Raw genomic sequence first — 25,194 nt, 5'->3', positions numbered from 1 at the left:
TATAAGGCTTAAATAAAACTTATGAAACTCTCTATTAATACGTCATTCGCAGAGAATACGTCTAGCCAATTTTTGTTGATATTAGTAGATTCTGAAAACACTCAACAGCTTACAAATAGTTATCAAATTAATGATTTAAACAACTTAGTTGAGGCAGCTCAGTTTAAAGCCGCTTTCAATGAAACCTTAAGCCTCATTACTCAAATCCCAACAAGCCCAAATGCAGCATTGTTAGGAATTGGTAAAGCTGCTGAATTACAAACAGCAAAACTGGCTAAAGTTGCACAAACTATTATCAAAGCGTCACAAAAAAAATTCAAACACATCAGTATTGATCTTTCAGCCCTCCCGACTGAATTGCATTATTTATTTGCCCTCAGCTTGACGCAAGCAGCGTATGCTTTTGACGAATTCAAATCGAAAAAAACAGAGGCTGTGCTTGAACACATTAGCTTCATTGCAACCAACTCGACACTGAATGATGCACAGCTCAAATTGATTGAAGCAGTGCAATCAGGTCAAAGCTTTGCACGTGATTTAGGTAATCGTCCGGGCAATATCTGCTTCCCTGAATATTTAGCTGAACAAGCTTTAGCTCTAGCAGCCCAATACCCTGACCTGCTCCGCGTTAATGTCCTCGATGAACAGCAAATGGCTGACTTGGGTATGCACTCTTTCCTTGCGGTGAGCAAAGGCTCAGATCGCCCAGGCCGTATCATCACGATTGAATATCAAGCAGACCGCCCTGAGGCACCTGTGGTCTTAGTCGGTAAAGGCATCACTTTCGATACAGGTGGTATTTCACTCAAACCAGGTGCAGGCATGGATGAAATGAAATTCGACATGTGTGGCGCTGCCTCGGTTTTAGGTACCCTCCGGGCTCTTTGTGAATCAGGTTTAGCCATTCATGTCGTAGGTACGATTGCTGCGGCTGAAAATATGCCATCAGGTAAGGCAACGCGCCCAGGTGACATTGTGAGCACCATGAGTGGCCAAACCGTTGAAATTTTAAATACTGATGCTGAAGGTCGTTTGGTGCTGTGCGACACCTTGACCTATGTAAAACGTTTTAATCCCGAACTGGTGATTGATATTGCAACCTTAACAGGTGCTTGTGTCGTTGCACTCGGTTCTGTACTCACAGGAATGTTTACTCCTGATGATGAATTAGCAGCAGAATTATCCAACGCAGGTCAAAACAGCTTTGACCGCGTCTGGCGCATGCCAGTGATTGATGATTATCAAGAACAACTCGACTCCCCATTTGCCGATATTGCCAACATTGGCGGGCCTAAAGCTGGTGCTGTGACGGCGGCTTGCTTCTTGCAACGCTTCACCCGTGATTACCGTTGGGCGCACTTAGACATTGCAGGTACAGCATGGAATTCGGGCGCCAATAAGGGTGCAACAGGGCGTCCAGTGCCTTTACTGATGCAATTCTTAGCCAACCGTGCGCAATCTAATGGCTAATATTAGCTTTTACCTGTTTGAACAAAGTCCTGAACGACAAGTCGAAAGTGCTTGTCGTTTATGCCGAAAAATCTTGCGCCAACCAGAGCGAATCTGGTTGTATGCAAGTGACACTGAACGACAGCAGCAATTAGATGAACGGTTGTGGAGTTTTGATCGTACAAGCTTTATTCCGCATGGCATTGATCAAATTGAGGCTCGAATCTGTATTTCAGGCCAACTGCCCGAACAATCCGATTGGATTGTGTTCAATTTTAACGATCGAGCTATTGAACAGTTCGAAAAATTTAGCCACATTATAGAAATTATTGAAAATAACGAGTCGGCCAAACAACAAGGTCGTGAAAAATTTAAACAGTATCGACGTTTAGGTGTAGAAGCTCGAACCTTCAAGCTCTAAACCTTTCCACCGTTGACATAAGGAGATGCGTAGTGGCATTGAATGTTGGTCCAGATTTTAAACAGCGCTGGTTAAATGTCCCTGATGCTGTTCGTCAGGCCTTTATTGATGACCTGAGTCGCGTCTGTGATGTACTCAAACCTGAAACAGGTTTACACAGTTGGATTGAACAAGACCAACGCGCTCAAGCCGTCTCTACCCAAAAAATTGAGCAAGCCTATGCTGACCTGAAAGCACAGCTGATTGAAGAAGCGCGAATTCGTAAGCAAGAAGCGTTGGAAAAATCACTGGCAGATAAACGTGCTGCACAGGAAGCTTATGCTGAAAGCCTGAAAAAAGATGAAATTCGTCAGTTTAATGAGCAAACGCAAGCGTTGAATGTCATGCGACAAAGCGTTGATCAGGAAATTTCAAACTATACTGCACGCTATGAAAAAACACCTGAGCACGCACTGGATTATGCCAAAGCTAAGCTCAGCATTAACGATGCACAGATTTTATCTGAACTTGAAAGTGTCCGTTTACGCTTGGAACTTGAAGCGGAAACCTTAATTGAGGAATCTGTGACCGCCTACCGCAGCAAGCTGAAAGCTGCGGCACAAGAAGAAATTGATTATATTCTGAAAAACTCAAGTTTCTCAGATGAGGTGGTATCCAACACTGCCGAATAAGTGACCCATTCATGTAAACTCACTTCGGTGAGTTTCTTTATATGTCTGCATCACGCTCTCCATTGTTAGTCGTTAAGCGAACACCCCAACCATGAACGATAAAGTATTACCTACACCATAACCAATCGCCAACAAACTGGTGATCCAAATCAAACCACCTGTGACGTTGTACCACATAAAACTACTCAAACTCATATGTCCTGCACCTGCTGCAAAAGGAGCAAACGAACGGACAAAAGGAATGAAACGTGCTACTAAAATGGTTTTACCACCATGCTTTAGGAAGTACTGATTGGTTTTCACCATATATTCAGGTTTCAACCAACGTGAATGTTGATGTGCAAACTTGAAGCCTAGTTTTTGGCCCGTATAATAATTGACACTATAGCCCAATACCGCAGCAATAATCATCAAAATACCCATAGTATGGATGTGAATTAAATCTGAGCTTGAACACAGTGCGCCAATGGCAATTAATAAACTGTCACCAGGCAAAAAGAACATAAAAACGAAACCCGTTTCTGCAAAAATAATCAGAAAAAGAATCGCATAAATCCAAAGGCCGTATTCTGCAAGCAGTACGGGCAATAATTGTTCTAGATGGAGAAAAAAATCAATCATTGTCACGTATCCGTGCAATAAACTGCGTACTATCTTTCATCATACTCAATTGCTTACCTATTCATTTCAAAAGAAAAACTCCCTCATTTTGGCAAAATAGGGAGCTCATCTTTTGTCTATTCTTGCTGCAATCTAAACGATTTTTCTATTTCAAGAAACCATTTTGTGCCAAAAAGTCTAAACTAATTTTAGATTGTGGGGTAGTTTCAGCTGCTTTATCACCCATCATCAGGCGTTCGATGTAGCGTGCTAACACATCTACTTCAAGGTTCACTTTACTGCCTGACTTCCACGTTGCAATATTGGTTCGTTCCGCCGTATGCGGAATTAAATTGAGACTCAAAATATGCCCACGTAAATGGTTAATGGTCAAACTAATGCCATCAACTGTAATCGAACCCTTTTCTGCCAAATAACGGGCAATTTCAGGCGGTGCTGTGACTTCAAAATACAGCGAGCGTGCATCTTCACGTACAACGGTAATTTCACCCACCGCATCGACATGCCCTGACACAATGTGTCCACCAAAGCGTGTGGTTGGCAACATCGCCTTTTCTACATTGACCCGTTGCCCCACTTTCCAACCACCCAGTGTGGTTCGGTTCAGACTTTCACGCGAAACATCTGCAGCATACCAATGCTCCCCCCAATCAATCACCGTGAGGCAAATACCGTTGGTGGCAATCGAGTCACCTAAATGTACATCTGACATATCGAGGTCAGTACCAATGCGTAAACGCACGTCACCACCGACATTTTGCAGGCTTTCAACAGTGCCTAGACTTTCAATGATCCCTGTAAACATGACTTATTTTTACCTCAATCTTCTTACCACAGTGCCAACTGCGTGGTGACTCCAGATGTATCGACCCCGCCCAATTCTGCATAATGGTATAATTGCCCAAGTAACTGTCGAATTGGTGGCCCTGACTTGGCATGGGTATCGGTGATCACAATAAACTCTAACACACGTGCGCGCTCCGACTGGCGTTGCTTACTCACGCGATAACGAGGTACATCTTGTGTCAATAAAGTCACTCGCCCACGCTCTAGATTCGCCTTGAGCAAATCACCTGCTTCAATATTACCATCGGTTGAATAGCTGGTTAAAATGTAACGTGCATTGATGGTCGAAAGTAACTTCTCATAAGCTTCTTTGGCATACTTAGAAGAGTTATATGGGCTCGGACGTTCTTTACGCCATGCACGGTCGATCCCGCTTTTAAAGCCTTTGGTATCGGGTGTTGGTAAATCAACCTGATCCCATAGCGTTAAAGCATTCAACACATGATAATTACTGCTGTAGGCATGCTGGTTATAAGGTGGGTCTAAATACGCCACATCGACCTCAAAACCACTCATTTGATTGGCCAAATGTTGTGCATCGACACACCACATTTCCGCCGCAGGTTTTTTTGGGTCACCCACTTCACAAAAACGGCTCGGCGTTAACCAAAGCAAGGACTCAATCCGCTCTAACGCTGTTTGAGTTTTACCCCCCCAACCGTGGTGGAAGCTTTTAAAGACGCCTGAAGTATTGCTGACAAAACTGGCAGAGTACAGTAGCGGCGCCAACAGTGCTGACATTTCCACATCATCAATAGCACCCTGTGCTTGCCAAGTCGCAATTTGCTGACGAATCGCATCAATACGCATGCCGTTGCGACGCTTAAAGAACAAACGGTCACGGCTCGGATCATAAATTTCATCATTACGCGGACACAGATTATGCGTCACCCAGCCTTTCACTTCAGGCAGGCGATTTAAATAATCAATGGCTTTTTGATAGCCACCCAACTCTTTAAATGCAGGTGCATCAACGCAAGATAACACGGCATTATTCAGAGCATGGCTATACGGTTCCCAGTCATTGGCAATCACCCGATAACCATTTTGGCGTGCCAAACGTGAGACCACACCTGAGCCTGCAAAGAAGTCTGCAAAAATAGGCGCACGACCATCTGTACGGTTTAACGTTCCAGTACTCTCAAGTGCTTCTAAAATCAGATGCAACAGACGGCGCTTATTCCCCAAATAAGGAACAAGTTGATGAAATAGGTATTCATCTGTAGTACGTGCCGCATGACGACGTTTATGATAAACCGTAGACTCTGAACTCATAATGACTCTTGAGATGGAATAAGCGTTAAGCGCACATCATCACCCAATCGGGTAACATCCAGCAACTTAAAGCGGAGTTGCTCTGCCATCTGAGAAAACTCAGCATTGAACATTGCACGTGCAGACTGACCCAATAAGGTCGGTGCTACATAACTAATCATTTCATCAACCAACTTTTCTTGTAAAAAAGCCGTCGATAACGTTGCACCTGCTTCAACCATGACATCATAAATCTGATGTGATTGAACCAACTGCTTTAATAACTGATCTAAAGGCTGTACAGCAAACTGCAGCACGCCTAAATCGGCTAATGCTTGACGATAAGGCCCCATCACCATCACGGTATCAGGTTGTTGTAGGATCTGAGCAGTCAAAGGTAGACGTCCTTGACGATCTAAGATCAGACGTTTTGGCTGTATCACAGTATTAATATCAGCTACACCCTGAAGCTCTCTCACATTGAGTTGAGGATCATCGGCCAATATCGTTTCAATCCCCGTGATCACGACGCCAGAAATGGCACGAAAATGCTGAACATCTAAACGTGCTGCTGAGCCTGTAATCCATTTTGACTCACCCGACGCCATCGCCGTTCGACCATCTAAACTAGAAGCAACTTTTAAACGCACATAGGGCATGCCTGTTGCCATCGCTTTTAAAAAACCCGAATTCAACTGATGCGCTTCGGCTTGGCAATTACCAACCTCAACCTCAATACCTGCTTCTTCTAAAATTTGAACGCCTTTACCTGCCACTAAGGGATTGGGATCTGGACAGGCAATCACAACACGTGCCACCCCTGCCTCAACCAAACCTTTGGCACATGGCGGTGTACGCCCATAATGCGCGCACGGCTCTAAGGTCACATAAGCGGTTGCACCCCGAGTCTGTTCGCCTGCTTCACGCATGGCAAAAACTTCTGCATGGGGTTGACCTGCTTTAGGATGATAACCTGTGCCTAGTAACTGTCCATTTTTGACAATGACACAGCCTACATTTGGATTTGGTTTAGTGCTGTATTGACCTTGCATTGCTAAAGCAATCGCTTGTTTCATCCAAGCTTGGTCAGCTTGTAAAGAACTGGACTGTAATTCAGACATGGATGAAAACTCGATTAATGTTCACGTTGTTGCATTTGTTCAATTTGATGACGAAATGCATCCACATCTTGGAAATCTTGATAGACTGATGCAAAACGCACATAGGCAACATGATCCAGTGCAAATAAAGCCTGCATCACAATTTCACCAATGGTGCGAGACTTTACATCGCGCTCACCTAAACGGCGAATTTGCAGTTGAATATCACTCAAAACGGTTTCAATCTGCTCTTGGGTCACTGGACGCTTTTGTAAAGCATGCATCAAGGAACGACGCAGTTTTGCTTCATCAAAAGGTTCACTTTTTCCATCAGACTTAAGCACACGAGGCATAACCACTTCATAACTTTCAAAAGTTGTGAATCGTTCACCGCAACCAATACATTCTCGACGACGGCGAATTTGACAACCCTCAGCGGCCAAACGGGAGTCGATCACTTTACTGTCTTCAGCGTTGCAAAATGGACAATGCATAGTGGTTAAATTGAACAAATTTGAATGGATTTAAAGTGTAGCAAAAATTCTGTGTTTTGTAGAGTTTTACGCTAGATATAGAAAAAAAACAGCCCTTTCGGGCTGTTTCACACAATATATTGATTATACTGTTTATTTATTATTCTATTGCTTAGTCAACACGTTCACCATGTTGGCTCAAGTCTAGACCCATGCGCTCATCATCAGATTCAACACGAATTCCAATCACAAGGTCAATCACTTTTAAAATGATGAAAGTTAATACTGCTGAGTACGCAATTGTTGCTAATACGCCTTCAACTTGAACCCAAAGTTGATGCATGATATCCGTCGGTGCTTTATCACCCATGATGAAATCGCTAGCAAAGAAGGCCGTTAAAATTGCACCCACGATACCACCCACACCATGTAGACCAAAGGCATCCAAAGAATCATCTGCTTTTAATATACGTTTCAATCCGCTAATGCCCCAGAAGCACACTACACCACCAATAAGGCCCATAGCTAGCGCGCCACCTACAGTGACAAAACCTGCTGCTGGTGTAATCACCACAAGACCAGCAACTGCACCTGATGCAGCGCCTAAAACAGAACCTTTACCACGCGCAACTTTTTCAGTAATTAACCAAGAAATTGCTGCTGCAGCCGCTGCCACTTGAGTCACAAGTAATGCATAACCTGCAGAACCGTTTGCACCCAATGCAGAACCACCGTTAAAGCCAAACCAACCTACCCAAAGTAAGCTTGCACCGACCACGGTTAAAGCCAAATTGTGCGGAGCCATTGATTCACGACCCAAGCCCATACGCTTACCGAGCATATACGCTGCAACTAGACCCGCTACACCTGAGTTAATATGAACAACCGTACCGCCTGCAAAGTCTAGAGCACCATCATGACCTAACCAACCGCCACCCCATACCCAGTGGGTAATGGGTGCGTAGACCACCACAACCCAAATCGCAGTGAATGCAACAAATGCGCCGAATTTCATACGTTCAGCAATTGAACCACTGATAATTGCAACCGTGATGATGGCAAAGGTCATTTGGAAAATGACGAATAAAATCTCAGGAATTGTCCCCGTTAACGCATCGGTAGTAATGCCTGTCAACATGAACTTATCTAAACCACCGATAAAGGCATTGCCTTCACCAAATGCTAAAGTATAGCCAATTACAACCCATGCAATACTTACTACAGCTGCAGCTACAAAGCTATGCGCCATCGTACTTAAAACGTTTTTCTTACGAACCATACCGCCGTAGAACAACGCTAAACCAGGAATAGTCATCAGTAAAACGAGTGCCGTAGAAACTAAAATCCACGCTGTATCACCTGTATCTAATTTTGGTTCTTCTTCTGCAGGTGCTGGCGCTTCTACTGAGGCAGTAACGGCTTCTACCGCTTGTGCTGCTGGGGCAGCAACATCCGTTGTTTCAACCACTGTGACTTGTTCTGATGGAGTTGGCGCTGTTGCCGCTTCTTCAGCCCATGCAACAGAGCCACCTAAAAGTGCGCTAGATAAACCCAACGCGAATAGCATCTTTTTCATTCGTATCCCCCAACCTAATTTGTGCGAGTTATGTGTTACTCAGCAAACTTCATGCCAAATTAAACGGCATCAGCACCTGTCTCACCTGTACGAATACGGATGACTTGTTCTAAATTCGTTACGAAAATCTTACCGTCACCAATTTTTCCAGTACTAGCCACACGAGTGATTGATTCAATTACCGCATCAACCATTTCATCGCTGATTGCGATCTCAATTTTTACTTTTGGTAAGAAATCAACGACATATTCAGCACCACGATAAAGTTCAGTATGACCTTTTTGACGACCAAAACCTTTGACTTCAGTCACGGTGATCCCTTGAACACCAATTTCAGATAGTGCTTCACGCACATCATCCAATTTAAACGGTTTTACAATTGCAGTTACGAGCTTCATGTTTGTTTTCCTTCGGCTTATTTCACCAGTAAGGTTTTATGTTCAAATTTCATGCCAAAAATTCTTAGGTTGGGGGAGAAAGAAAGTCTGACATGAGTTTTCTTTATACCCTATTCTATACATTTAAATGCGTTTTGAGCTTCAAAATTCAGGTTTTTTAGTCGAAGATTTAGAATTTTTTACAATCCATGAAATCATATTTCATCTGAAAGGCTATAGAGTCAGAAGCAGCAATGGTACACTGCTGTCACTTCTCCAACCCATGGATATAGAAATGATCGAAACTTTATTACAAGCCATACTGGAACAAGTCGACCAACCTAAAAAAGACTTAGAACACAATCTTCGAGCATTATTAAACGAAGCAGTCACCAAAATGGATTTAGTCTCAAAAGATGAAATTGAACGTCAACGAACTGCACTAAACAATGCAAATTTACGCTTAACTGAATTACTTGCACAGGTTGAAGCATTAGAACTACGCATTCAGAACAAAAAATAAGCACCTGCTTGGTGCAACAGAAGACACTAACGAATTAAAATAATGCACTATAATGGAACAAAATATGTCTTTTGCCAAAATTCACACTCGAGCTTTGCTCGGATTATATGCACCATCCGTTGAAGTTGAAGTTCATCTCAGCCAAGGACTTCCTTCTCTAACCATTGTGGGGCTTCCTGAAGCAGCCGTTCGAGAAAGTAAAGATCGAGTCCGCTCTGCCATCATTAATAGTGCTTATCAATTTCCGACAAAACGCCTCACCATCAATCTTGCTCCCGCAGACTTGCCCAAAGACAGTTCACGACTAGATTTACCTATTGCACTGGGTATTTTAATTGCCTCTGGTCAGCTCCCCGAACACGGGACTGAAAATTTTGAATTTATTGGTGAATTGGCACTCGATGGGCAATTGCGACCCATTTCGGGCACTCTAAGTATTGCGATAGCTTGCCAACAAGCTGGGCATCAACTGATTTTACCTGAAGCCAATGCGCAAGAAGCCTCTCAATTGCCCAACTTCCAAGTGTTTGCAGCGCAACATTTAAAACAAGTCTGTGCGCATCTGTCGCAAAACCATCTTATCCAACAGTTTCAGCCCGCGGCGCTAAAAACCTCTCAGCATTACAAATTTGATTTGGCGGATGTTAAAGGCCAACTACGTCCAAGACGTGCTTTAGAGATTGCGGCAGCAGGTGGACATTCCTTGTTGTTTAAGGGGCCTCCTGGGACAGGAAAAACCCTATTGGCATCACGTTTAGCCAGTATTCTACCGCCCTTAAACACGCAAGAGAATTTGGAAGTGGCGAGTATTTACTCGGTGGCTAATCATCAACATCCTTTTGGGCAACGTCCCTTTCGCGCACCGCACCACACGGCTTCTGCTGTTGCCTTAGTCGGTGGCGGGTCGCAACCCAAACCCGGTGAAATTACATTGGCACATAAAGGCGTGCTGTTTTTAGATGAACTACCTGAATTTGATCGAAAAGTTTTGGAGGTTCTAAGGCAACCCATTGAGTCCAAAGAAATTGTGATTTCTCGTGCTTCGCGGCAAATTACCTTTCCTGCAAATTTTCAATTAATTGCAGCAATGAACCCTTGCCCATGTGGCTATGCTTTTAATCAAGATAGTCGTTGCCAATGTTCAGCAGAAGCCATAAAACGCTATCAAAACCGTATTTCAGGCCCATTATTAGACCGTATTGATTTGCATATTGATGTGCCACCATTGCATGCCTCAGAGCTACAGGATACACAGGTTGTTGAAAACTCAGCGACCGTTCGCGAGCGGGTCATTCAAGCTTATGAAAGACAAATCCAGCGCCAAACCTGTCTCAACATGGCATTATCACCCAAACAACTTGAACAGTTTGCTCTACTAGATACACCAACTGCTCTTATCTTTGAAAAAGCACAGCAACGTCTGAACTTATCTGCCCGTGGTTATCATCGTATTTTAAGAGTAGCTCGAACCATTGCAGACTTGGCTGAGTCAGAGCACATTCAAACAACACATTTAACCGAAGCGCTGTCTTACCGACAGCAAAATGCCTAAGAATCACCCAACTTCATATAAAAAAACCCTCTAGTCCTTAGGACTAGAGGGTTTTTGAAGGGGTTAAAACTTAGAAAGTTTTAGTCAAGGTAAACACTGCACCTGTTTCTACACCACGTGCTGTAGCATGATCTAGATCATCGGTATCAATATTGGTACCTACTGCTGCTAACTCTGCTGTTGCACCAGAGATAGATTTGAATGCATAGGTCACGCCCACTTTCCAATCTACATAGTTATCATCACCATTGAATGAATATTTATCTTCATCACTCACCACGGTATAACCCACATTCGCTACACCACCAAAGCCTGTTGAACCAAATGGAATTGCATAGCCTGCATTGATGTTCCAACTGTCTGTATCTGCTGCAACATAGTCATTGGTATAGTTTACATTGGTGAGTAAGCTATCACCTTCAGTAAAGACACTCGCAAAGGTTAATTTGCCATAAAACTCTAACCAGTTCAGATCATCTGCGCTTGGGTAGTTGTAGTACACCATGCCCACATCAAGTACAGGCTTGCTAGCAAAACTCTCTAAGGTCGTTGCAAAACCAATTGACGGATCGAGTTCTAAGCTCGGTGAACCTTCACCAAAATCAACATTTGAACCCCAAAGGCCCAAATACACGCCTGATTCATGTGCCAAAGTAAAGCCCGCTTGTACCGCTGGATCATTTTGGGTTTGAGTTAAACCACGGAAACGATAGTCGGTTGTTACAGCAGCGCTTCCGCTAAAAGAGAAACCAAACGGTAGTGCTGGCTCGTCATCTGCGAAAGTGAATGTAGAAGCTGAAGCCACTACAGCTAAAGATAATGCTTTAAGTGCAAATTTCATTGTTTAATTCCCCTACATCGTATCCGACGTTTTTTTGGTTATTTCGATAAACTCATGTAGGAATTAGCAATAGCTATGCCAAACTCAAATTAAAACCAGTTACACTCTCATAAAAAATAGAATAATTATTTGTTTTATAAAAATTTATTAAGAATAAAAAAAATTAAACACCATCTGCCTTTTATGGCCAATAACATTCGCTGTTAATTTATGTAATTTAATTTAGCTCAACATAATTGTTTACAATATGCGCTATTTTGAACCCAGCTTTTATACTTGCTCTTTTTAAATGCATAAAAAAAGTGCACCAGCATGATATAAGCTGATGCACTTTTAATCAGAAAATATTAGAAATTATAGGCTAACCCTAACACTACATGATGATCTAAATCATTTCCTGCTCGGTCATATACCCCATAAATATAATCAGCAGACAGCTCAAAACCTGTATTTGCAATAGGTTTAGTCAAACCTAGTCGAATTTCATTTAAAGTTAAGCGTCGCTCAGTGGAGAACATCACATCGTTGCCATGCTGATAAAGCGATACCCCTAAAGAGCTGTTGAAGCTAATGTCGTGTTGAAGTATATAATGGTGCGTCAGATTTAAATAAGTATCTCCTGCATTGGCATAACTTACATTAGCCAATGCTATGCTGACACCTAAAACAAAATCTTGATACGAAAGATTACTCACCCATTCTGCACCTGTAGTGCTTCTGCGCTGTGAGCCATCTTCACTCGAAACAGAGCCACCATCATTATATAAATAAGTGACAATATGTGAACGATAGCTTAGATCAGGACTCAAGCTTCCTGCATAGCCAATATAGAAGTCGTGTTCAAAGCCGTGATCCTTACTGGCATCTGCTGCATCATAATTGAGTGTAGACCCCCAATACCCGACATATACCCCCGAGGCATCTGCATATTCAAGCCCCACTTGTACAGTTGGGTTATCATTCTCAACACCACCGCGATAGATATACTGACTCATCACAGCAAGGCCTCCGCTGACCTTATTTTTTGAACTTTCTTTTTGTTCCTCACTCGCCATTGTCACCGTACTGCTAAAGATCAAACCAAAAAACAGTGCAACTTTATGTGAATCTTTATGCATTTAAACTCTCAAATTTAACTTAAAAAAATCTTTCAAAGATTCGCTATGCATAAATTTTAAAACGGTTTTTTAATAATTGGTAAAATTTATATGAAAAAGAACAACATAAATGCTTACACATTCATTTTTATATTTTCTATCTTTGTAGTATTTGATTGGATGAAAATCAAACAAAGCCTTTGTTTAAAAGGCAAAGCGACTGGACGCTCTATATATTATATTCTTCGATCTATATCAGAATAGAGAATTAAGAAAAGAAAAATAATTAAATGTTTTATAAAGAGTTATTTTAAAAAACAGAGTATTTTAACTAAAAATAAAATATTTAGAACATATCACTTACAAAAAAGTGCATTACTTTAGTTGAATATATTAAAGAAAAATGACAATTTTTCTGCGATTACTTATACAATTATTGCTCTCTTTCCATCCAATTTGTATAAGGTTCGCTCCCCAATGCAAAACACAAAAAAATTAGCATTAGCAGTTTTAGTTCAAACTGCACTTATATCAACAGCTTTTGCAAGTGAGCAAAGCGAATCTAAAGGTTTCGTAGAAGACGCTGAAGGATCAGTTTTATTCCGTACAGGTTACTTAACCCGTGACAAGAAAAATGGTGCAGCTGATACAAGTTCAGCGGCTCAAACAGCGATGGTTAAAATTGAGTCTGGTTATACTCAAGGTCTTGTAGGCTTTGGTGTCGGCATTATTGGCGATACATCATTTAAATTGGGTAAAAATGGTCATACAGCTAACCAAATGATCCCAACCCATCCGCAAGACAATGCTGATGGTACCAAAGATGCGTATGACTACTGGACACGTGGTGGCGGTATTGTAAAAGCGCGCATCTCAAACACAGAAGTGCGTTACGGTACTCAAGTACTCGACCTACCTGTACTCGCAAGCAACACTGCTCGTTTAGTACCTGAATATTTTGAAGGGGTCTTAGCAACAAGCCGTGAAATCAATGGTCTTGAGTTGACTGCTGGTAAATTTACCAAAGATCAAATGTCTGAACAAATTAACAGTGATGGCAACCATTTAGACCGCGCTGTCGTTTGGGGTGCGAAATATAAATTTAATGGTGACCTAAATGCATCTTACTTTGGCTTAGACAGCAAGAATGCTCTTGAACGCCATTATGTAAATGCCAACTATAAGCAAGCTTTGGCAAACAACAGCTCTTTAACCTATGACTTCAGCGGTTACCACACTGAATGGGATAAGGGTGTAGAGGTATCTTCTTCTACTTTGCCTGTTACTTCATCTGAGCGTAGCAACAATATCTGGGCATTGTCTGGTACATATAACCAAGATGCACACAATGTTATGCTTGCATACCAACAAAGTACGGGCAACACAGGCTATGCATACGGTGAAAATGCTGACGGTTTCCAAAGTATCTATCTACCAAACTCATACCTTTCTGACTTTAACGGTCGTGGTGAAAAATCTGTTCAAGTTCAATATAGCCTAGACTTTGCAAATTACGGTGTGCCTGGTCTCAGCTGGACCACTGCGTATGTTTATGGTTGGGATATTGATACAGCAACTGATGACAATGCGAAAGAAAGCGAACTCTTTAACCAAGTGAAATATACAGTTCAATCTGGTTTTGCTAAAGATGCAAGCTTACGTTTACGTTATTCTCACTATCGTAATGACGATGCTTACGCAAAAGATTACTACTTTGGTGACACCAACGAATGGCGTATTTGGTTAGACATTCCTGTGAAATTCTTCTAATTTCTACGGAAAAGCTAGTCTAATAAAAAACCTGCACATTGTGCAGGTTTTTTATTGAAGCCATCAATCAAACACGATTCAATTGAGGCTTCACAGACAGGATTATTTTGCTGCTTCGATTGCTTTAAGCACTTCTTGCTTAGCAACTTCAGAACCTTCCCAACCTGTTAATTTAACCCATTTCCCTGGCTCTAAGTCTTTATAGTGCGCAAAGAAGTGCTCAACTTGTTGAATCAGTAAAGGTGGAAGGTCTGTATATTCTTTCACATCTTTATAAATTGGTGTTAATTTGTCGTGTGGTACTGCAATCAATTTCGCATCAATACCACCATCATCTTCCATATTCAGTTTGCCTACTGGACGGCAACGAATTACAGAACCTGGCTCTACAGGATGAGGAGTCACAACAAGTACGTCTAATGGGTCACCATCTTCAGACAACGTGTTTGGTACATAACCATAGTTCGCAGGGTAGAACATTGCTGTACCCATGAAACGATCTACAAAAAGCGCATCCGAATCTTTATCAATTTCATATTTGATTGGTGCTGCATTTGCAGGAATTTCGATGATCACGTAGATATCGTTCGGTGCATCTTTACCCGCTGGGATATTGCTGTAGCTCATAACATCACTCTTTAACAAGTTAAATCTTTTAAAAACCACATTGATTATAACGGGTTTTCAGAAAAAATATTTCGGCGATTATACATTCACTAGGTGAAAATATGTATGTTTCATACGTTAACCCGTCGTCAACTTAATCACCAAAAGCAATAAACAAATCGGACAAAGCAATGATAATAACCAAATGATCGTACGTAGCGTTGCCCAATTGACCAAATAGCAAATGCCATACAACACACGCAGAACAAGATAAGCGATACCAAAAGTCATAGTGACCACTTGTGGAATTACCATGTATTCAGCCATTAAAATCGCAGCAATAAATAAAGGTAGACCTTCAAAGCTATTTTGCTGTACCGCATTGGCACGCGCGGCTAGACCTGTGGTTTTAGCTAGAAATTCGCGAGGGTGTTGGTTATCTTTAGCACGAAATCCTGCCGACTTTTTAGCAATAACGGTAAATACATATGGCAGTAAACAAGCAACTAAAATGAGATAAATAATCCCGCTAATGCTTTGCATTGGTTTTTTCTCATCAAGATCATTTCGAAGGCTATCATAGCATGGCATTCCAAAGATAAATTTGGTTAAATTATAGTGTTTTTATAATTTCCCGATGAGACCCACTATGGCTAGCCCAGATCAAAAAGAAATGTTCGACGTACTCGACATTCAGCGTCAACATCAACGCCAAGTGGATCGTGTTTTAAAAATTGTTCTCCCCATCACAGCTTTTCTACTGACGGTTATTTGTGCCAATATGAATATCGGCTCAACAATCGGTACATTGATTATGCTGATTATCGCATTTTGGATGGTTGGGATTAGACACCAAACACTTTGGTATTGGCTGATTGCTGTCACTATCTATTGCTTCATCGACAATGTACTTAGCTATGGCACATTTGCATTCCCAGCCTTTAGTCGCCAGTGTGGCACCATGTTGACCTTCATCGGTATTTTGGGTATTGGCCGTCCCTATATCGACCGTTGGCTAATGAAAAACTAAAAATATAAATAGAAAAAAAAAGCGCCATTCGGCGCTTTTTTTAGGACTCAACTTATGCTGTTTTACGCAAATCTTTACGTAAGATTTTACCTACGTTTGATTTTGGCAATTCATCCATAAATTCAACATAACGCGGGCGTTTGTACCCTGTTAAGTTTTCTTTAGCAAATGCCAGAACTTCTTCTGTGGTTAAAGATGGATCTTTTTTCACCACAAATAGTTTTGGCACTTCACCTGATTTTTCATCTGGCACACCAATTGCTGCAACTTCCAAGACTTTAGGATGTTTTGCAACCACTTCTTCAATTTCCGAAGGATAAACGTTGAAGCCTGATACCAAAATCATGTCTTTTTTACGGTCTACAATTTTTATGTAGCCACGAGGATCCATCACACCGATATCACCTGTACGGAAGAAACCATCTTCAGTCATCACTTTAGCGGTTTCATCTGGGCGGTTCCAGTAACCACGCATCACCTGCGGACCACGGATTGAAATTTCACCTTGTTCACCCAGTACAACTTCGTTGCCATCATCATCCAAAATCGCAACTTCAGTTAATGGCAATGGAATACCAATTGTGCCACTGAATTCTTCAGATGCAGGTGGATTTGCCGTTGCAACAGGCGAAGTTTCAGATAGACCATAACCTTCGATAATGTTGGTTCCAGTAATTCGCTTCCATGCTTCAGCGGTAGAAGGAAGAACCGCCATACCACCGCCCATTGCCATTTTTAATTTGCTGTGGTCAAGTTGTTTAAACTCTTCGTTGTTCACCAAAGCATTGAATAAAGTATTCACTGCTGGGAAGAACGATGGTTGATACTTACGTAATTCTTTCATTACCCCAGGTAAATCACGCGGGTTTGGAATGAGAACATTGGCTTGACCTTTGTACATACCGTACATCGCACAAACCATGAACGCAAAAATGTGATAAAGCGGTAAGGCACAGAAAATACGGTCATCGGGCTGACCATCTTGTGCGCCAAATTTACTTTGGAAAATACCATCACATTGCAACATGTTCGCTACAAGGTTGCGATGCGTCAGTTCTGCACCTTTAGACACCCCTGTAGTGCCGCCAGTATACTGAAGCACTGCGGTGTCACTTAACGTTAAGTTCGGACGCTTATAATTGCTTGCACTGACTTTAGACATAGCAGCATTAAAGCGAATATGACCTGGAATATTCCATGCTGGAATTTGCTTACGTACTGAACGTAATACAAAGTTCACCAGTGTGCCTTTTAATGCACCCAACATGTCACCTACAGAGGCAATCACGACATGTTTAACAGGCGTTTTACCATTAATTGTTTGGTAAACAGATGCGAAATTCTCAATAATAACAAGAACTTCTGAGCCTGAGTCATTTAACTGATGTTCAAGCTCACGCGCGGTATACAGTGGGTTGACGTTGACCAGTACTAAGCCCGCACGGAAGACACCCAAAGCAACGATAGGATACTGAAGAACGTTTGGCATCATCACAGCGACACGTGAACCTTTTGCAAGACCTAAACTTTGCAAATAGGTTGCAAATTTACGACTTGCCTCTTCTAACTCACTAAAAGTCAATACTTTATCCATAAAGATAAAGGCATCTCGTGAGCCAAATTTTTGGAAATTTCTTTCAAATACATCAACCAATGACGTATTTTCTGGTGGCAATTCTACAGTCTCTGGAATCCCCGTTTTTTGGTATTCTGCGAACCAAATCTTTTCCATATCGCCCGATTCTCCTATCAGTAATCCTTAAATTCTCAGCTGTTGTTCTCAATATTAAGCGCTCTTTATTTAACTTGTGTTGCTTAATATTGCATCCATTTCCCGCATACATACCATATATAACGTATTTTGATCAATGGATGCTAGTTTTATCTCTGAACTAACAGTTTATTTGCTTTTTGATAACCACGTGGTAATAACTGCCCTTTGGATGCCCGTTTACCCACATATTTTTCTAAATCATCGCCCTTCAATTTTAATTGCTGCTGTCCTGCAACGACTTGCAGTATTTCATCTAGCGTTAATCTTGTCATGAATACAATTTGATCTTTCTCTTCAAGTTGTATCAATTTATTACCTTTACCTTTATTTAAAATAGGCAACTCTGACAACTCTAAAATCAACAAACGACCCGTTGAGGTCAATAACGCCAAATGGGTGGCTTGATCAACACTAGTCAACGGCATGACTGTGGCTTTTTCAGGTAAAGTTAGGAAGGCTTTACCCGCTTTTGCATTGGTATCTAACTGTTTTGCCTGTGTTTTAAAACCGTAGCCTTTACTGCTCAGAGCCACAACTTCAGCTTCATCTTCAGCAATAAAAATTTGCTTAAAACCTACACCACTGGCTGGCGATAATTTTGAACTCAACGGTTCTCCCAGACCCCGTGCGGACGGTAGGCTCGCTATGGCTAGGGCATAACTACGCCCTGACTCATCCAATACATACACGCGCTGATTAGATTTTCCTTGCGCATGACTGAGATATTGATCGCCGGCACGGAAATTTAAGTTCTCTACGTCTACATCATGACCTTTGGCCGAACGAATCCATCCCGCTTCAGACAACACCACCGTCACAGGATCCGCAGGCATAAAGTCCTGCTCACTCATCGCTGTCGCTTCTGCACGATGTACGATTGGCGAACGGCGGTCATCACCAAATTTTTTCGCGTCATCTTTAAGTTCATTGATAATCAAAGCTTTCAAAGACTCAGGATTGGCCAATTGTTCACGAATCAATGCAGCTTTGGCTTCTAACTCTTCTTGCTCACGGCGCATTTCCATTTCTTCAAGTCGGGCCAAATGACGCAACTTGAGTTCTAAAATAGCTTCGGCCTGAATGTCATCAATATTAAAACGTAACATCAACTCTGCTTTGGGATGCTCTTCTTCACGAATAATACGAATCACTTCATCAATATTTAGATAGGCAATAATCAAACCACCCAAAATATGTAAGCGCTTTTCAATTTTATTCAGGTGATATTGCAAACGACGGGTAACCGTTTCCTTTCGAATTTCAATCCATTCCAACAAAATACGACGAATTGATTTCACTTGTGGACGGCCATCCGCACCAATCATGTTCATATTGACACGATAGCTCGACTCTAAATCGGTTGTTGCAAAAAGGTGGCTCATCACCGCTTCAGCATCAATCCGATTTGAGCGCAGTACAATCACCAAGCGGGTTGGGTTTTGATGGTCGGATTCATCACGTACATCACTCACCAAAGGCAATTTTTTCGCCTGCATTTGATCTGCAATTTGCGAAATGACCTTCGAGCCTGAAACTTGATAAGGCAAGTCCGTGATCACAATTTCATTTTTTTCGATGCTATACACCGAACGCATACGGTAACTGCCCCGACCTGTGCTTTGTATTTTTAATAACTCTTCAGGTGGCGTAATAATTTCAGCTTTGGTCGGCAAATCTGGCGCAGGAATGTATTCTGCAACTTTGTCATCGCTTAAATTTGGATTACGAATTAAGGCAATGGTGCCTTTTACGACTTCACGCAGGTTGTGTGGAGGAATGTCCGTAGCCATGCCTACTGCAATACCTGTGGTACCGTTTAACAAAATATTCGGAATACGTGCAGGTAAAGTCACTGGCTCTTTCATCGAACCATCAAAGTTGTCCTGCCAGTCACAAGTCCCCTGTCCCAACTCAGACAACAGCACTTCACTATACTGAGATAATTTGGCTTCGGTATAACGCATCGCTGCGAACGATTTCGGGTCATCCGGCGACCCCCAGTTACCTTGACCTTCAATAAACGGATAACGATAACTAAAAGGCTGTGCCATCAGCACCATCGCTTCATAGCAGGCGGAATCACCATGTGGGTGATACTTACCGAGCACATCACCAACGGTACGCGCAGATTTTTTGGGTTTACCGCTATGTTTTAGCCCCAATTCACTCATGGCATACACAATACGGCGTTGTACAGGTTTTAAACCATCGCTGATATGCGGTAAGGCACGATCCATGATCACGTACATGGCGTAATTGAGATAGGCTTGTTCAGTAAATTCTGCTACGGAACGGTTTTCTGTCGCTTGATGCGCAAGGCTTGTCATAACAACCTGTCATCCTAATTAATCGTTTTTTGTTTAAGTTCTTATGCTATGTCGCAGGCTCAGCCTATACAAGTGAAAGCGTACACCACTACGACAAATTGCGTCTTTAGACGTTCCTAATGTCGTAAAATTATCCATTTTTTTTAAAATGAGCAACTAATTATTTCAAAGTTCCTATCTTGCTCTTATTTAGGATTGAAATAGAGTAACTACACACCCTCTGCGCTTATGTCATGACATTGAATATGATGATCGAGCACATAGCCAATCACACACTTTCAACTTGATATGCGAGCTGTCTTTAACCGGAATTTGATACTCCGCGAGTCCCACATTTCAAAGATATTGTGTTAACAGAAAAGTTTCAATTCTGCTCGCGCACGCGGTTTGATTGTTCCTGAAGATCAAGGGACTAAAACACATCCCTCTATCATCAGTCTGTACAGTTTTACAAACCAATCTCTTCCAATGTTTTACCTTTGGTTTCTTCACCCAAAATCAAAATCACCACCGCCACCGCAAGCAGTACTGCGGTAAACATTATAAAGATTGCACTAAAACCATTGCTCATGACCATCATATGCGTCACCACCATCGGTGCGACAATGCCGCCCATACGACCAATGGCCGATGCCCAGCCCGAACCAAAAGCCCGAATATTGGTTGGATATTGCTCTGGGGTGTAGGTATACAAAACACCCCATGCACCGAGATTAAAGAATGACATCAGACAGCCCCAGAACATGATCATGCTCACAGTGTCAGCTTGACCAAAGAAATAGGCCGAAACTGCACACATGCTAATAAAACCAGCTAAGGTTGCTTTACGTCCAAGTTTTTCGACCAGCCATGCTGCGGCCACATAGCCTGGAAGCTGTGCCAAAATCATCACCAGTACGTATTCAAAAGACTGAACAATGCTATACCCCTGCTTCACCAGCAAACTTGGCAACCACGTAAAAATGCCATAATAAGAGTACACAATGCCAAACCAAATCAGCCATAACATCAAGGTTCTACGTGCAAATGCACCCGACCAAAGCTGAGTAAAAGACACATTCTTTTTTTCTGCCACAGGTTTGACAATGATATGTTCAACGACTTCAACGCCACATTGACGTTCAATCTGCTGCACCAAAGCGTGCGCTTCTACAATTCGACCACGGTTGATAAGATAAGGAATTGACTCAGGCACTTTGAACCAAATGACAATGGCATACAGTGCAGGAATCCCGCCCATCAAAAAAGCCATGTGCCAGCCAAACTTTGGAATCACAAAATACGCCACTAAGGCAGCACAGAGCCAACCTAAGCCCCAAAAACTCTCTAGCAGAACAATAAAACGCCCACGTACCTGTGCAGGAATATACTCACTGACCAAGGTCACTGCTACTGGCAACTGTCCACCTAAACCAAGACCCACAATAAAACGAAACAGCAATAGCCACGTTAAGTTGGGAGCAAAAGCACAGGCTGCCGTCGCCAAACTATAAATCACTAATGTTGCAGCAAAAACCGTTTTACGTCCGATACGGTCGGCCAAGCCCCCTGAACACACCGCACCAATCGCCATTCCGACAAAGCCTATTGAGACGACCCAACCTTTCTCAGTTGGGCTCATGTGCCAGTCTTCAGCCATTTTCGCCAAAATAAAAGAAATCAGCCCCGTGTCCATGGCATCGAACATCCAGCCCAAGCCAATCACCCATAACAAGGTGTAGTGGAATTTACCGATCGGTAAGCGTTGTATACGGGAAACTAAATCCATAGCTTGACCTCTAAAGCGGAAAAAGGATAGCGGGCTGCTTTCTCAACAGGCTTTATCATTATGTGCTTTTTTTGGGGACAAGGGACAGTTTGATATCCCTTGTTTTAGCTAGCATCTTTGGAAGAAGCAGACTGTTCATCATCATCTTGATAAATGAATTTCGGCATTTCTAAACCAAAGTAAATTGCAATTAAACGTAAGCTAAAACCAAAGATCAGAGTCGAAATCACGGTCAGCTCAAGCGACAAACCGAGTTGAATGCAGCCCCAATAGAAAATCACTGCGACAAAAGAAATACTGGCATACAGTTCACGGCGGAACACCAAAGGCACGTCATTACACAAAATATCACGCAAGATACCACCTGAGACTCCTGTAAGGACTCCAGCAACCGCAGACACCACAAAACCATGTCCCATTTCTAAGGCAATTTGACAGCCGATGATGGTAAAACCGATCAGGCCCAGAGCATCGAGCACCAAGAAAATATTGCGTAAATGACGCATCCACTTGGCAATCAAAATCGTCATAAAAGCGGCAAAACACGTCAGCATCAAATATTCAGGATGCTTGACCCAGGTCAGCGGATAATGTCCCAATAACACATCACGAACAGAACCACCGCCCAGTGCTGTGACACAGGCAATAATCACCACACCAAACCAATCCATACTACGCCGACCCGCTGACAGTGCACCAGTCATCGCCTCTGCCGTGATCGCTATAATATAAATAACAGTGAGTAACATCGCCTGGATTCCATGTAGGCTAATTGATGCGCGCTATTCTAAGCCAAATTTTCTGAAAATTATAAAAATTGTGCACAACATTGTTTAAATTTTTTCCCTGAACCGCAAATGCACGCTTGTTTCATGGTGATTTGCATTTCAGTGGTCGGATCTAAAAAATACCATGCCTCAGCATGTTTCACAAAATGTGAAATTTCATGATGTATCTGTGCCGATTTTCCATCATGATAATGCGCTTTAAACTCGACCATGGCGTGGTTTTTATCGAGTTTCTCATTGGCGTTTACGACGTCTAACTTTAACCATTGGTTGCTTCGACTCCACTCCGCTATTGCTACAATATCGAGAGCTTGTTGCTGCCCCAACGCTGTGGTTTGCACAATGTAATCAATTTGTTGTTTGGCAAAAGCACTATAGCGTGAGCGCATCAATTGGACAGCTGTCTGCGCATGACTTTGTCCCAAATGCAAAGGCTGACAGCACTGTACATATTCTCCTTGCCCACACGGACACTCAATATGGCTCATGATTTTCCATAAAAAAATAGCTCGACATTGCGAGCTATTTTAACCTGTTCACCCCAGTTTGAGGACGGGTTTTAAGATGATTCTTTGTGCAGATCTGACTGTGGAATTACATGCACTTTTTCAATTTTGTGCCCATCCATCGTCACCACTTCAAAAATGCAACCATCTGCTACAAGGCTAGAGCCATTTTCAGGTAAACGACCTAAATGAAAGAGGATATAGCCTGACAAGGTTGAGTACTGATCGGACTCATCGACCAAATCACGATCCAACAATAACGACACATGACGAATATCGGTTGAGCCATCGAGCATCAAGCTACCATCTTCTAAACTTTCAGCCACATTGTCTTCGGCATCTTCATCAGGGAACTCCCCTGCAATTGCCTCTAGCACATCAATCGGGGTGGCAATCCCTTCAATCGAGCCGTACTCGTTCAAGACCAAAGCCATTTGTAGTGGGGCTTGACGCAGTTGCTCCATCACCATCAGGACTTGCGCATTTTCATGCACAATCACAGGTTCACGTAAATGTTTATAAAAATCGAGGACACCCGTTTCGATATATTCGTTTAAAACTTTATGGGTCAATACCACACCTGCAATGTTGTCTAGCTCGCCCCGTGCTACGATTAAACGTGAGTGTGTAATACTGAGCAATTGTGATTTGATCGAGGCTTCATCATCCTCTAAATCAATCCATTCCAACTCTGGACGTGGTGTCATCACGGACTTCACAGGACGCTCAGACAAACCCAACACCCCTTGTACTAGAACACTGTGATAGACTCCATTTTCAGGATCAAATACTTCATCCGCATAAGCGCGAGTTGCCAACACATCTTCAGGCTCAGAAGCATGATCACTACTTTTACCGCCCAACATCCGCAGTACCGCAGACGCAGTTTTATAGCGAAGGTCTGTGGTGGTGACCATTTTTTCTTGATTACGGCGCATGGTTTGGTTGATAAATTCAACAATCACCGAGAAACCAATGGCTGCATAGAGGTAACCTTTTGGAATATGGAAACCAAAGCCCTCTACAATCAAAGAGAAACCGATCATCATCAGGAAACCAAGACACAAAATCACCACGGTCGGATGTTTGTTGACGAATTCCATCAAGGCCTTGGATGCCCACAGCATAATGCCCACGGCGATAATCACCGCAATCATCATTACAGACAGGTGCTTGACCATACCGACTGCAGTAATCACTGAGTCTAAAGAAAATACCGCATCCAAAACCACAATTTGGACAATCACCATCCAAAATACGGCGTTGGCAGGATTTTCTTCTTTTTGGATCACTTTGGCGTCGATGCGTTCATGTAACTCCATCGTCCCTTTAAACAGCAAGAACACCCCACCAAACAGCAAAATCAGATCACGCCCTGAGAATGGATGGTCGAAGATATGGAACAATGGTTCAGTCAGCGTCACCACCCAAGCGATAGACGCGAGTAAAACCAAGCGCATGAGCAGCGCTAACATCAGACCAACGATACGGGCTGTATTACGTTGTTCAGGAGGAAGTTTTTCTGCCAAAATCGCAATAAAAACGAGGTTATCAATCCCGAGCACAATTTCCAGCACCACCAAGGTGAGTAAGCCCACCCATGCAGAAGGATCAGACATCCATTCAAATATCATGTGATCTGCCCCCGTCGAAGGAATGTATAACGCGCATAATGATTAGGCGAATAAAAATGAAGATTCAGCACTGCTCGCTGTAAATTATTTTCGGAAAACTGAAGATGTCTTGAGTGACAACTACCACTACCCATGTTCGTTCTTGTGTTGTGAAACAAGAGCTCAGTATAGGCAAGATCTACATAAAATT

General features: G+C 42.4%; 24 protein-coding genes. 7 read left to right on the top strand and 17 right to left on the bottom strand.

Going from position 1 to position 25,194, the window contains the following annotated elements; translation table 11 throughout:
* Positions 1–21: 21 nt before the first annotated feature.
* From ACE01U_RS12870 to blhA, 3 genes are read left to right on the top strand one after another with little or no spacing between them, the layout of a single operon-like run.
* Positions 22–1,470 carry a leucyl aminopeptidase gene (locus ACE01U_RS12870; protein ID WP_395579642.1) on the top strand — a complete coding sequence of 483 codons (1,449 nt, stop codon included), beginning with the start codon at positions 22–24 and terminating at the stop codon, positions 1,468–1,470.
* Positions 1,463–1,870, top strand: coding sequence for a DNA polymerase III subunit chi (locus ACE01U_RS12865; protein ID WP_110974817.1), 408 nt, complete (start codon positions 1,463–1,465; stop codon positions 1,868–1,870). Before ACE01U_RS12870 ends, ACE01U_RS12865 begins: the two co-directional genes overlap by 8 nt.
* A 32-nt stretch (positions 1,871–1,902) precedes the next feature.
* Positions 1,903–2,541 (top strand): cell division protein BlhA, encoded by a 639-nt coding sequence (blhA, locus tag ACE01U_RS12860; protein ID WP_395579641.1) that lies wholly within the window; start codon positions 1,903–1,905, stop codon positions 2,539–2,541.
* Positions 2,542–2,613: 72 nt separating this feature from the next.
* On the opposite strand, the gene ACE01U_RS12855 is transcribed toward blhA, so the two are convergent.
* From ACE01U_RS12855 to glnK, 7 genes are all read right to left on the bottom strand, one after another.
* The gene (locus ACE01U_RS12855; RefSeq protein WP_086209781.1) at positions 2,614–3,162 is read right to left on the bottom strand and encodes a VTT domain-containing protein; all 549 of its coding nucleotides are present in this window, start codon (positions 3,160–3,162) and stop codon (positions 2,614–2,616) included.
* Positions 3,163–3,307: 145 nt separating this feature from the next.
* Positions 3,308–3,967 carry a riboflavin synthase gene (locus ACE01U_RS12850; protein WP_151706536.1) on the bottom strand — a complete coding sequence of 220 codons (660 nt, stop codon included), beginning with the start codon at positions 3,965–3,967 and terminating at the stop codon, positions 3,308–3,310.
* A gap of 23 nt (positions 3,968–3,990) precedes the next feature.
* On the bottom strand, positions 3,991–5,283 hold the full coding sequence (locus tag ACE01U_RS12845; RefSeq protein WP_086209783.1) for a DNA adenine methylase: 1,293 nt from the start codon (positions 5,281–5,283) through the stop codon (positions 3,991–3,993).
* Positions 5,280–6,383 (bottom strand): bifunctional diaminohydroxyphosphoribosylaminopyrimidine deaminase/5-amino-6-(5-phosphoribosylamino)uracil reductase RibD, encoded by a 1,104-nt coding sequence (gene ribD, locus ACE01U_RS12840; RefSeq protein ID WP_395579640.1) that lies wholly within the window; start codon positions 6,381–6,383, stop codon positions 5,280–5,282. The genes ACE01U_RS12845 and ribD overlap by 4 nt, the downstream gene beginning before the upstream one ends.
* A gap of 14 nt (positions 6,384–6,397) precedes the next feature.
* Positions 6,398–6,856 carry a transcriptional regulator NrdR gene (gene nrdR / locus ACE01U_RS12835; RefSeq protein WP_086209785.1) on the bottom strand — a complete coding sequence of 153 codons (459 nt, stop codon included), beginning with the start codon at positions 6,854–6,856 and terminating at the stop codon, positions 6,398–6,400.
* Positions 6,857–7,007: 151 nt separating this feature from the next.
* Positions 7,008–8,411 carry an ammonium transporter gene (locus ACE01U_RS12830; protein WP_086209786.1) on the bottom strand — a complete coding sequence of 468 codons (1,404 nt, stop codon included), beginning with the start codon at positions 8,409–8,411 and terminating at the stop codon, positions 7,008–7,010.
* Between the two features lie 59 nt (positions 8,412–8,470).
* Positions 8,471–8,809, bottom strand: coding sequence for a P-II family nitrogen regulator (gene glnK / locus ACE01U_RS12825; RefSeq protein WP_004281042.1), 339 nt, complete (start codon positions 8,807–8,809; stop codon positions 8,471–8,473).
* Positions 8,810–9,083: 274 nt separating this feature from the next.
* Here glnK and ACE01U_RS12820 point away from each other — a divergent pair, with 274 nt between their 5' ends.
* Positions 9,084–9,311, top strand: a complete 228-nt coding sequence (locus ACE01U_RS12820; RefSeq protein ID WP_119064890.1) for an accessory factor UbiK family protein — start codon at positions 9,084–9,086, stop codon at positions 9,309–9,311.
* 64 nt (positions 9,312–9,375) lie between these two features.
* Entirely contained in the window at positions 9,376–10,863 is a 1,488-nt protein-coding gene (locus ACE01U_RS12815; protein WP_395579639.1) for a YifB family Mg chelatase-like AAA ATPase, read from the top strand.
* A gap of 70 nt (positions 10,864–10,933) precedes the next feature.
* On the opposite strand, the gene ACE01U_RS12810 is transcribed toward ACE01U_RS12815, so the two are convergent.
* Positions 10,934–11,704 carry a TorF family putative porin gene (locus ACE01U_RS12810; RefSeq protein WP_110974822.1) on the bottom strand — a complete coding sequence of 257 codons (771 nt, stop codon included), beginning with the start codon at positions 11,702–11,704 and terminating at the stop codon, positions 10,934–10,936.
* A 347-nt stretch (positions 11,705–12,051) separates the two neighbouring features.
* Positions 12,052–12,822: a TorF family putative porin gene (locus tag ACE01U_RS12805; RefSeq protein WP_395579638.1), complete on the bottom strand. Its 771-nt coding sequence runs from the start codon at positions 12,820–12,822 to the stop codon at positions 12,052–12,054.
* 456 nt (positions 12,823–13,278) lie between these two features.
* Between ACE01U_RS12805 and ACE01U_RS12800 the strand changes: the two genes are divergently transcribed.
* Positions 13,279–14,571, top strand: a complete 1,293-nt coding sequence (locus ACE01U_RS12800; protein ID WP_395579637.1) for an OprD family outer membrane porin — start codon at positions 13,279–13,281, stop codon at positions 14,569–14,571.
* A gap of 102 nt (positions 14,572–14,673) precedes the next feature.
* Here the strand turns inward: ACE01U_RS12800 and ppa are convergent, their stop codons facing one another.
* Positions 14,674–15,198, bottom strand: coding sequence for an inorganic diphosphatase (ppa, locus tag ACE01U_RS12795; protein WP_004692877.1), 525 nt, complete (start codon positions 15,196–15,198; stop codon positions 14,674–14,676).
* A gap of 117 nt (positions 15,199–15,315) precedes the next feature.
* The gene (locus tag ACE01U_RS12790) at positions 15,316–15,720 is read right to left on the bottom strand and encodes an MAPEG family protein (protein WP_110974824.1); all 405 of its coding nucleotides are present in this window, start codon (positions 15,718–15,720) and stop codon (positions 15,316–15,318) included.
* A 106-nt stretch (positions 15,721–15,826) separates the two neighbouring features.
* Between ACE01U_RS12790 and ACE01U_RS12785 the strand changes: the two genes are divergently transcribed.
* On the top strand, positions 15,827–16,207 hold the full coding sequence (locus ACE01U_RS12785) for a hypothetical protein (protein ID WP_395579636.1): 381 nt from the start codon (positions 15,827–15,829) through the stop codon (positions 16,205–16,207).
* A 52-nt stretch (positions 16,208–16,259) separates the two neighbouring features.
* On the opposite strand, the gene ACE01U_RS12780 is transcribed toward ACE01U_RS12785, so the two are convergent.
* The 6 genes from ACE01U_RS12780 to ACE01U_RS12755 form a co-directional block, all read right to left on the bottom strand.
* Positions 16,260–17,939, bottom strand: a complete 1,680-nt coding sequence (locus ACE01U_RS12780) for an AMP-binding protein (RefSeq protein ID WP_086209793.1) — start codon at positions 17,937–17,939, stop codon at positions 16,260–16,262.
* 149 nt (positions 17,940–18,088) lie between these two features.
* The gene (gene parC, locus ACE01U_RS12775) at positions 18,089–20,308 is read right to left on the bottom strand and encodes a DNA topoisomerase IV subunit A (protein WP_395579635.1); all 2,220 of its coding nucleotides are present in this window, start codon (positions 20,306–20,308) and stop codon (positions 18,089–18,091) included.
* Positions 20,309–20,756: 448 nt separating this feature from the next.
* Positions 20,757–22,076: a niacin transporter NiaP gene (niaP, locus tag ACE01U_RS12770; RefSeq protein ID WP_395579634.1), complete on the bottom strand. Its 1,320-nt coding sequence runs from the start codon at positions 22,074–22,076 to the stop codon at positions 20,757–20,759.
* Positions 22,077–22,180: 104 nt separating this feature from the next.
* A complete protein-coding gene (locus ACE01U_RS12765; protein WP_086209796.1) occupies positions 22,181–22,825 on the bottom strand; it encodes a trimeric intracellular cation channel family protein in 645 nt (214 codons plus the stop codon).
* A gap of 59 nt (positions 22,826–22,884) precedes the next feature.
* Positions 22,885–23,352, bottom strand: coding sequence for a YchJ family protein (locus ACE01U_RS12760; protein ID WP_086209797.1), 468 nt, complete (start codon positions 23,350–23,352; stop codon positions 22,885–22,887).
* A 71-nt stretch (positions 23,353–23,423) separates the two neighbouring features.
* Positions 23,424–25,004, bottom strand: a complete 1,581-nt coding sequence (locus ACE01U_RS12755) for a TerC family protein (protein ID WP_395579633.1) — start codon at positions 25,002–25,004, stop codon at positions 23,424–23,426.
* Between the last annotated feature and the right edge of the window lie 190 nt (positions 25,005–25,194).

Source organism: Acinetobacter halobius (assembly GCF_044130335.1).
In the GTDB taxonomy this organism is placed as follows: domain Bacteria; phylum Pseudomonadota; class Gammaproteobacteria; order Pseudomonadales; family Moraxellaceae; genus Acinetobacter.
Note: the sequence above shows the minus strand (reverse complement) of the source record. Positions and strands in the feature narration are given on the sequence as shown.

Bases quoted from the DNA above. Each gene is read 5' to 3' on its own strand.
- ACE01U_RS12855 (WP_086209781.1), bottom strand. From the start codon at position 3,162: ATGATTGATTTTTTTCTCCATCTAGAACAATTATTGCCCGTACTGCTT.
- ACE01U_RS12850 (WP_151706536.1), bottom strand. From the start codon at position 3,967: ATGTTTACAGGGATCATTGAAAGTCTAGGCACTGTTGAAAGCCTGCAA.
- ACE01U_RS12810 (WP_110974822.1), bottom strand. From the start codon at position 11,704: ATGAAATTTGCACTTAAAGCATTATCTTTAGCTGTAGTGGCTTCAGCT.
- ACE01U_RS12800 (WP_395579637.1), top strand. From the start codon at position 13,279: ATGCAAAACACAAAAAAATTAGCATTAGCAGTTTTAGTTCAAACTGCA.
- ACE01U_RS12805 (WP_395579638.1), bottom strand. From the start codon at position 12,822: ATGCATAAAGATTCACATAAAGTTGCACTGTTTTTTGGTTTGATCTTT.
- ribD (WP_395579640.1), bottom strand. From the start codon at position 6,383: ATGTCTGAATTACAGTCCAGTTCTTTACAAGCTGACCAAGCTTGGATG.
- ACE01U_RS12760 (WP_086209797.1), bottom strand. From the start codon at position 23,352: ATGAGCCATATTGAGTGTCCGTGTGGGCAAGGAGAATATGTACAGTGC.
- glnK (WP_004281042.1), bottom strand. From the start codon at position 8,809: ATGAAGCTCGTAACTGCAATTGTAAAACCGTTTAAATTGGATGATGTG.
- ACE01U_RS12865 (WP_110974817.1), top strand. From the start codon at position 1,463: ATGGCTAATATTAGCTTTTACCTGTTTGAACAAAGTCCTGAACGACAA.
- ACE01U_RS12830 (WP_086209786.1), bottom strand. From the start codon at position 8,411: ATGAAAAAGATGCTATTCGCGTTGGGTTTATCTAGCGCACTTTTAGGT.
- ACE01U_RS12815 (WP_395579639.1), top strand. From the start codon at position 9,376: ATGTCTTTTGCCAAAATTCACACTCGAGCTTTGCTCGGATTATATGCA.
- ACE01U_RS12790 (WP_110974824.1), bottom strand. From the start codon at position 15,720: ATGCAAAGCATTAGCGGGATTATTTATCTCATTTTAGTTGCTTGTTTA.
- ppa (WP_004692877.1), bottom strand. From the start codon at position 15,198: ATGAGCTACAGCAATATCCCAGCGGGTAAAGATGCACCGAACGATATC.
- nrdR (WP_086209785.1), bottom strand. From the start codon at position 6,856: ATGCATTGTCCATTTTGCAACGCTGAAGACAGTAAAGTGATCGACTCC.
- ACE01U_RS12765 (WP_086209796.1), bottom strand. From the start codon at position 22,825: ATGTTACTCACTGTTATTTATATTATAGCGATCACGGCAGAGGCGATG.
- ACE01U_RS12780 (WP_086209793.1), bottom strand. From the start codon at position 17,939: ATGGAAAAGATTTGGTTCGCAGAATACCAAAAAACGGGGATTCCAGAG.
- ACE01U_RS12870 (WP_395579642.1), top strand. From the start codon at position 22: ATGAAACTCTCTATTAATACGTCATTCGCAGAGAATACGTCTAGCCAA.
- niaP (WP_395579634.1), bottom strand. From the start codon at position 22,076: ATGGATTTAGTTTCCCGTATACAACGCTTACCGATCGGTAAATTCCAC.
- ACE01U_RS12845 (WP_086209783.1), bottom strand. From the start codon at position 5,283: ATGAGTTCAGAGTCTACGGTTTATCATAAACGTCGTCATGCGGCACGT.
- ACE01U_RS12755 (WP_395579633.1), bottom strand. From the start codon at position 25,004: ATGATATTTGAATGGATGTCTGATCCTTCTGCATGGGTGGGCTTACTC.
- ACE01U_RS12820 (WP_119064890.1), top strand. From the start codon at position 9,084: ATGATCGAAACTTTATTACAAGCCATACTGGAACAAGTCGACCAACCT.
- ACE01U_RS12785 (WP_395579636.1), top strand. From the start codon at position 15,827: ATGGCTAGCCCAGATCAAAAAGAAATGTTCGACGTACTCGACATTCAG.
- parC (WP_395579635.1), bottom strand. From the start codon at position 20,308: ATGACAAGCCTTGCGCATCAAGCGACAGAAAACCGTTCCGTAGCAGAA.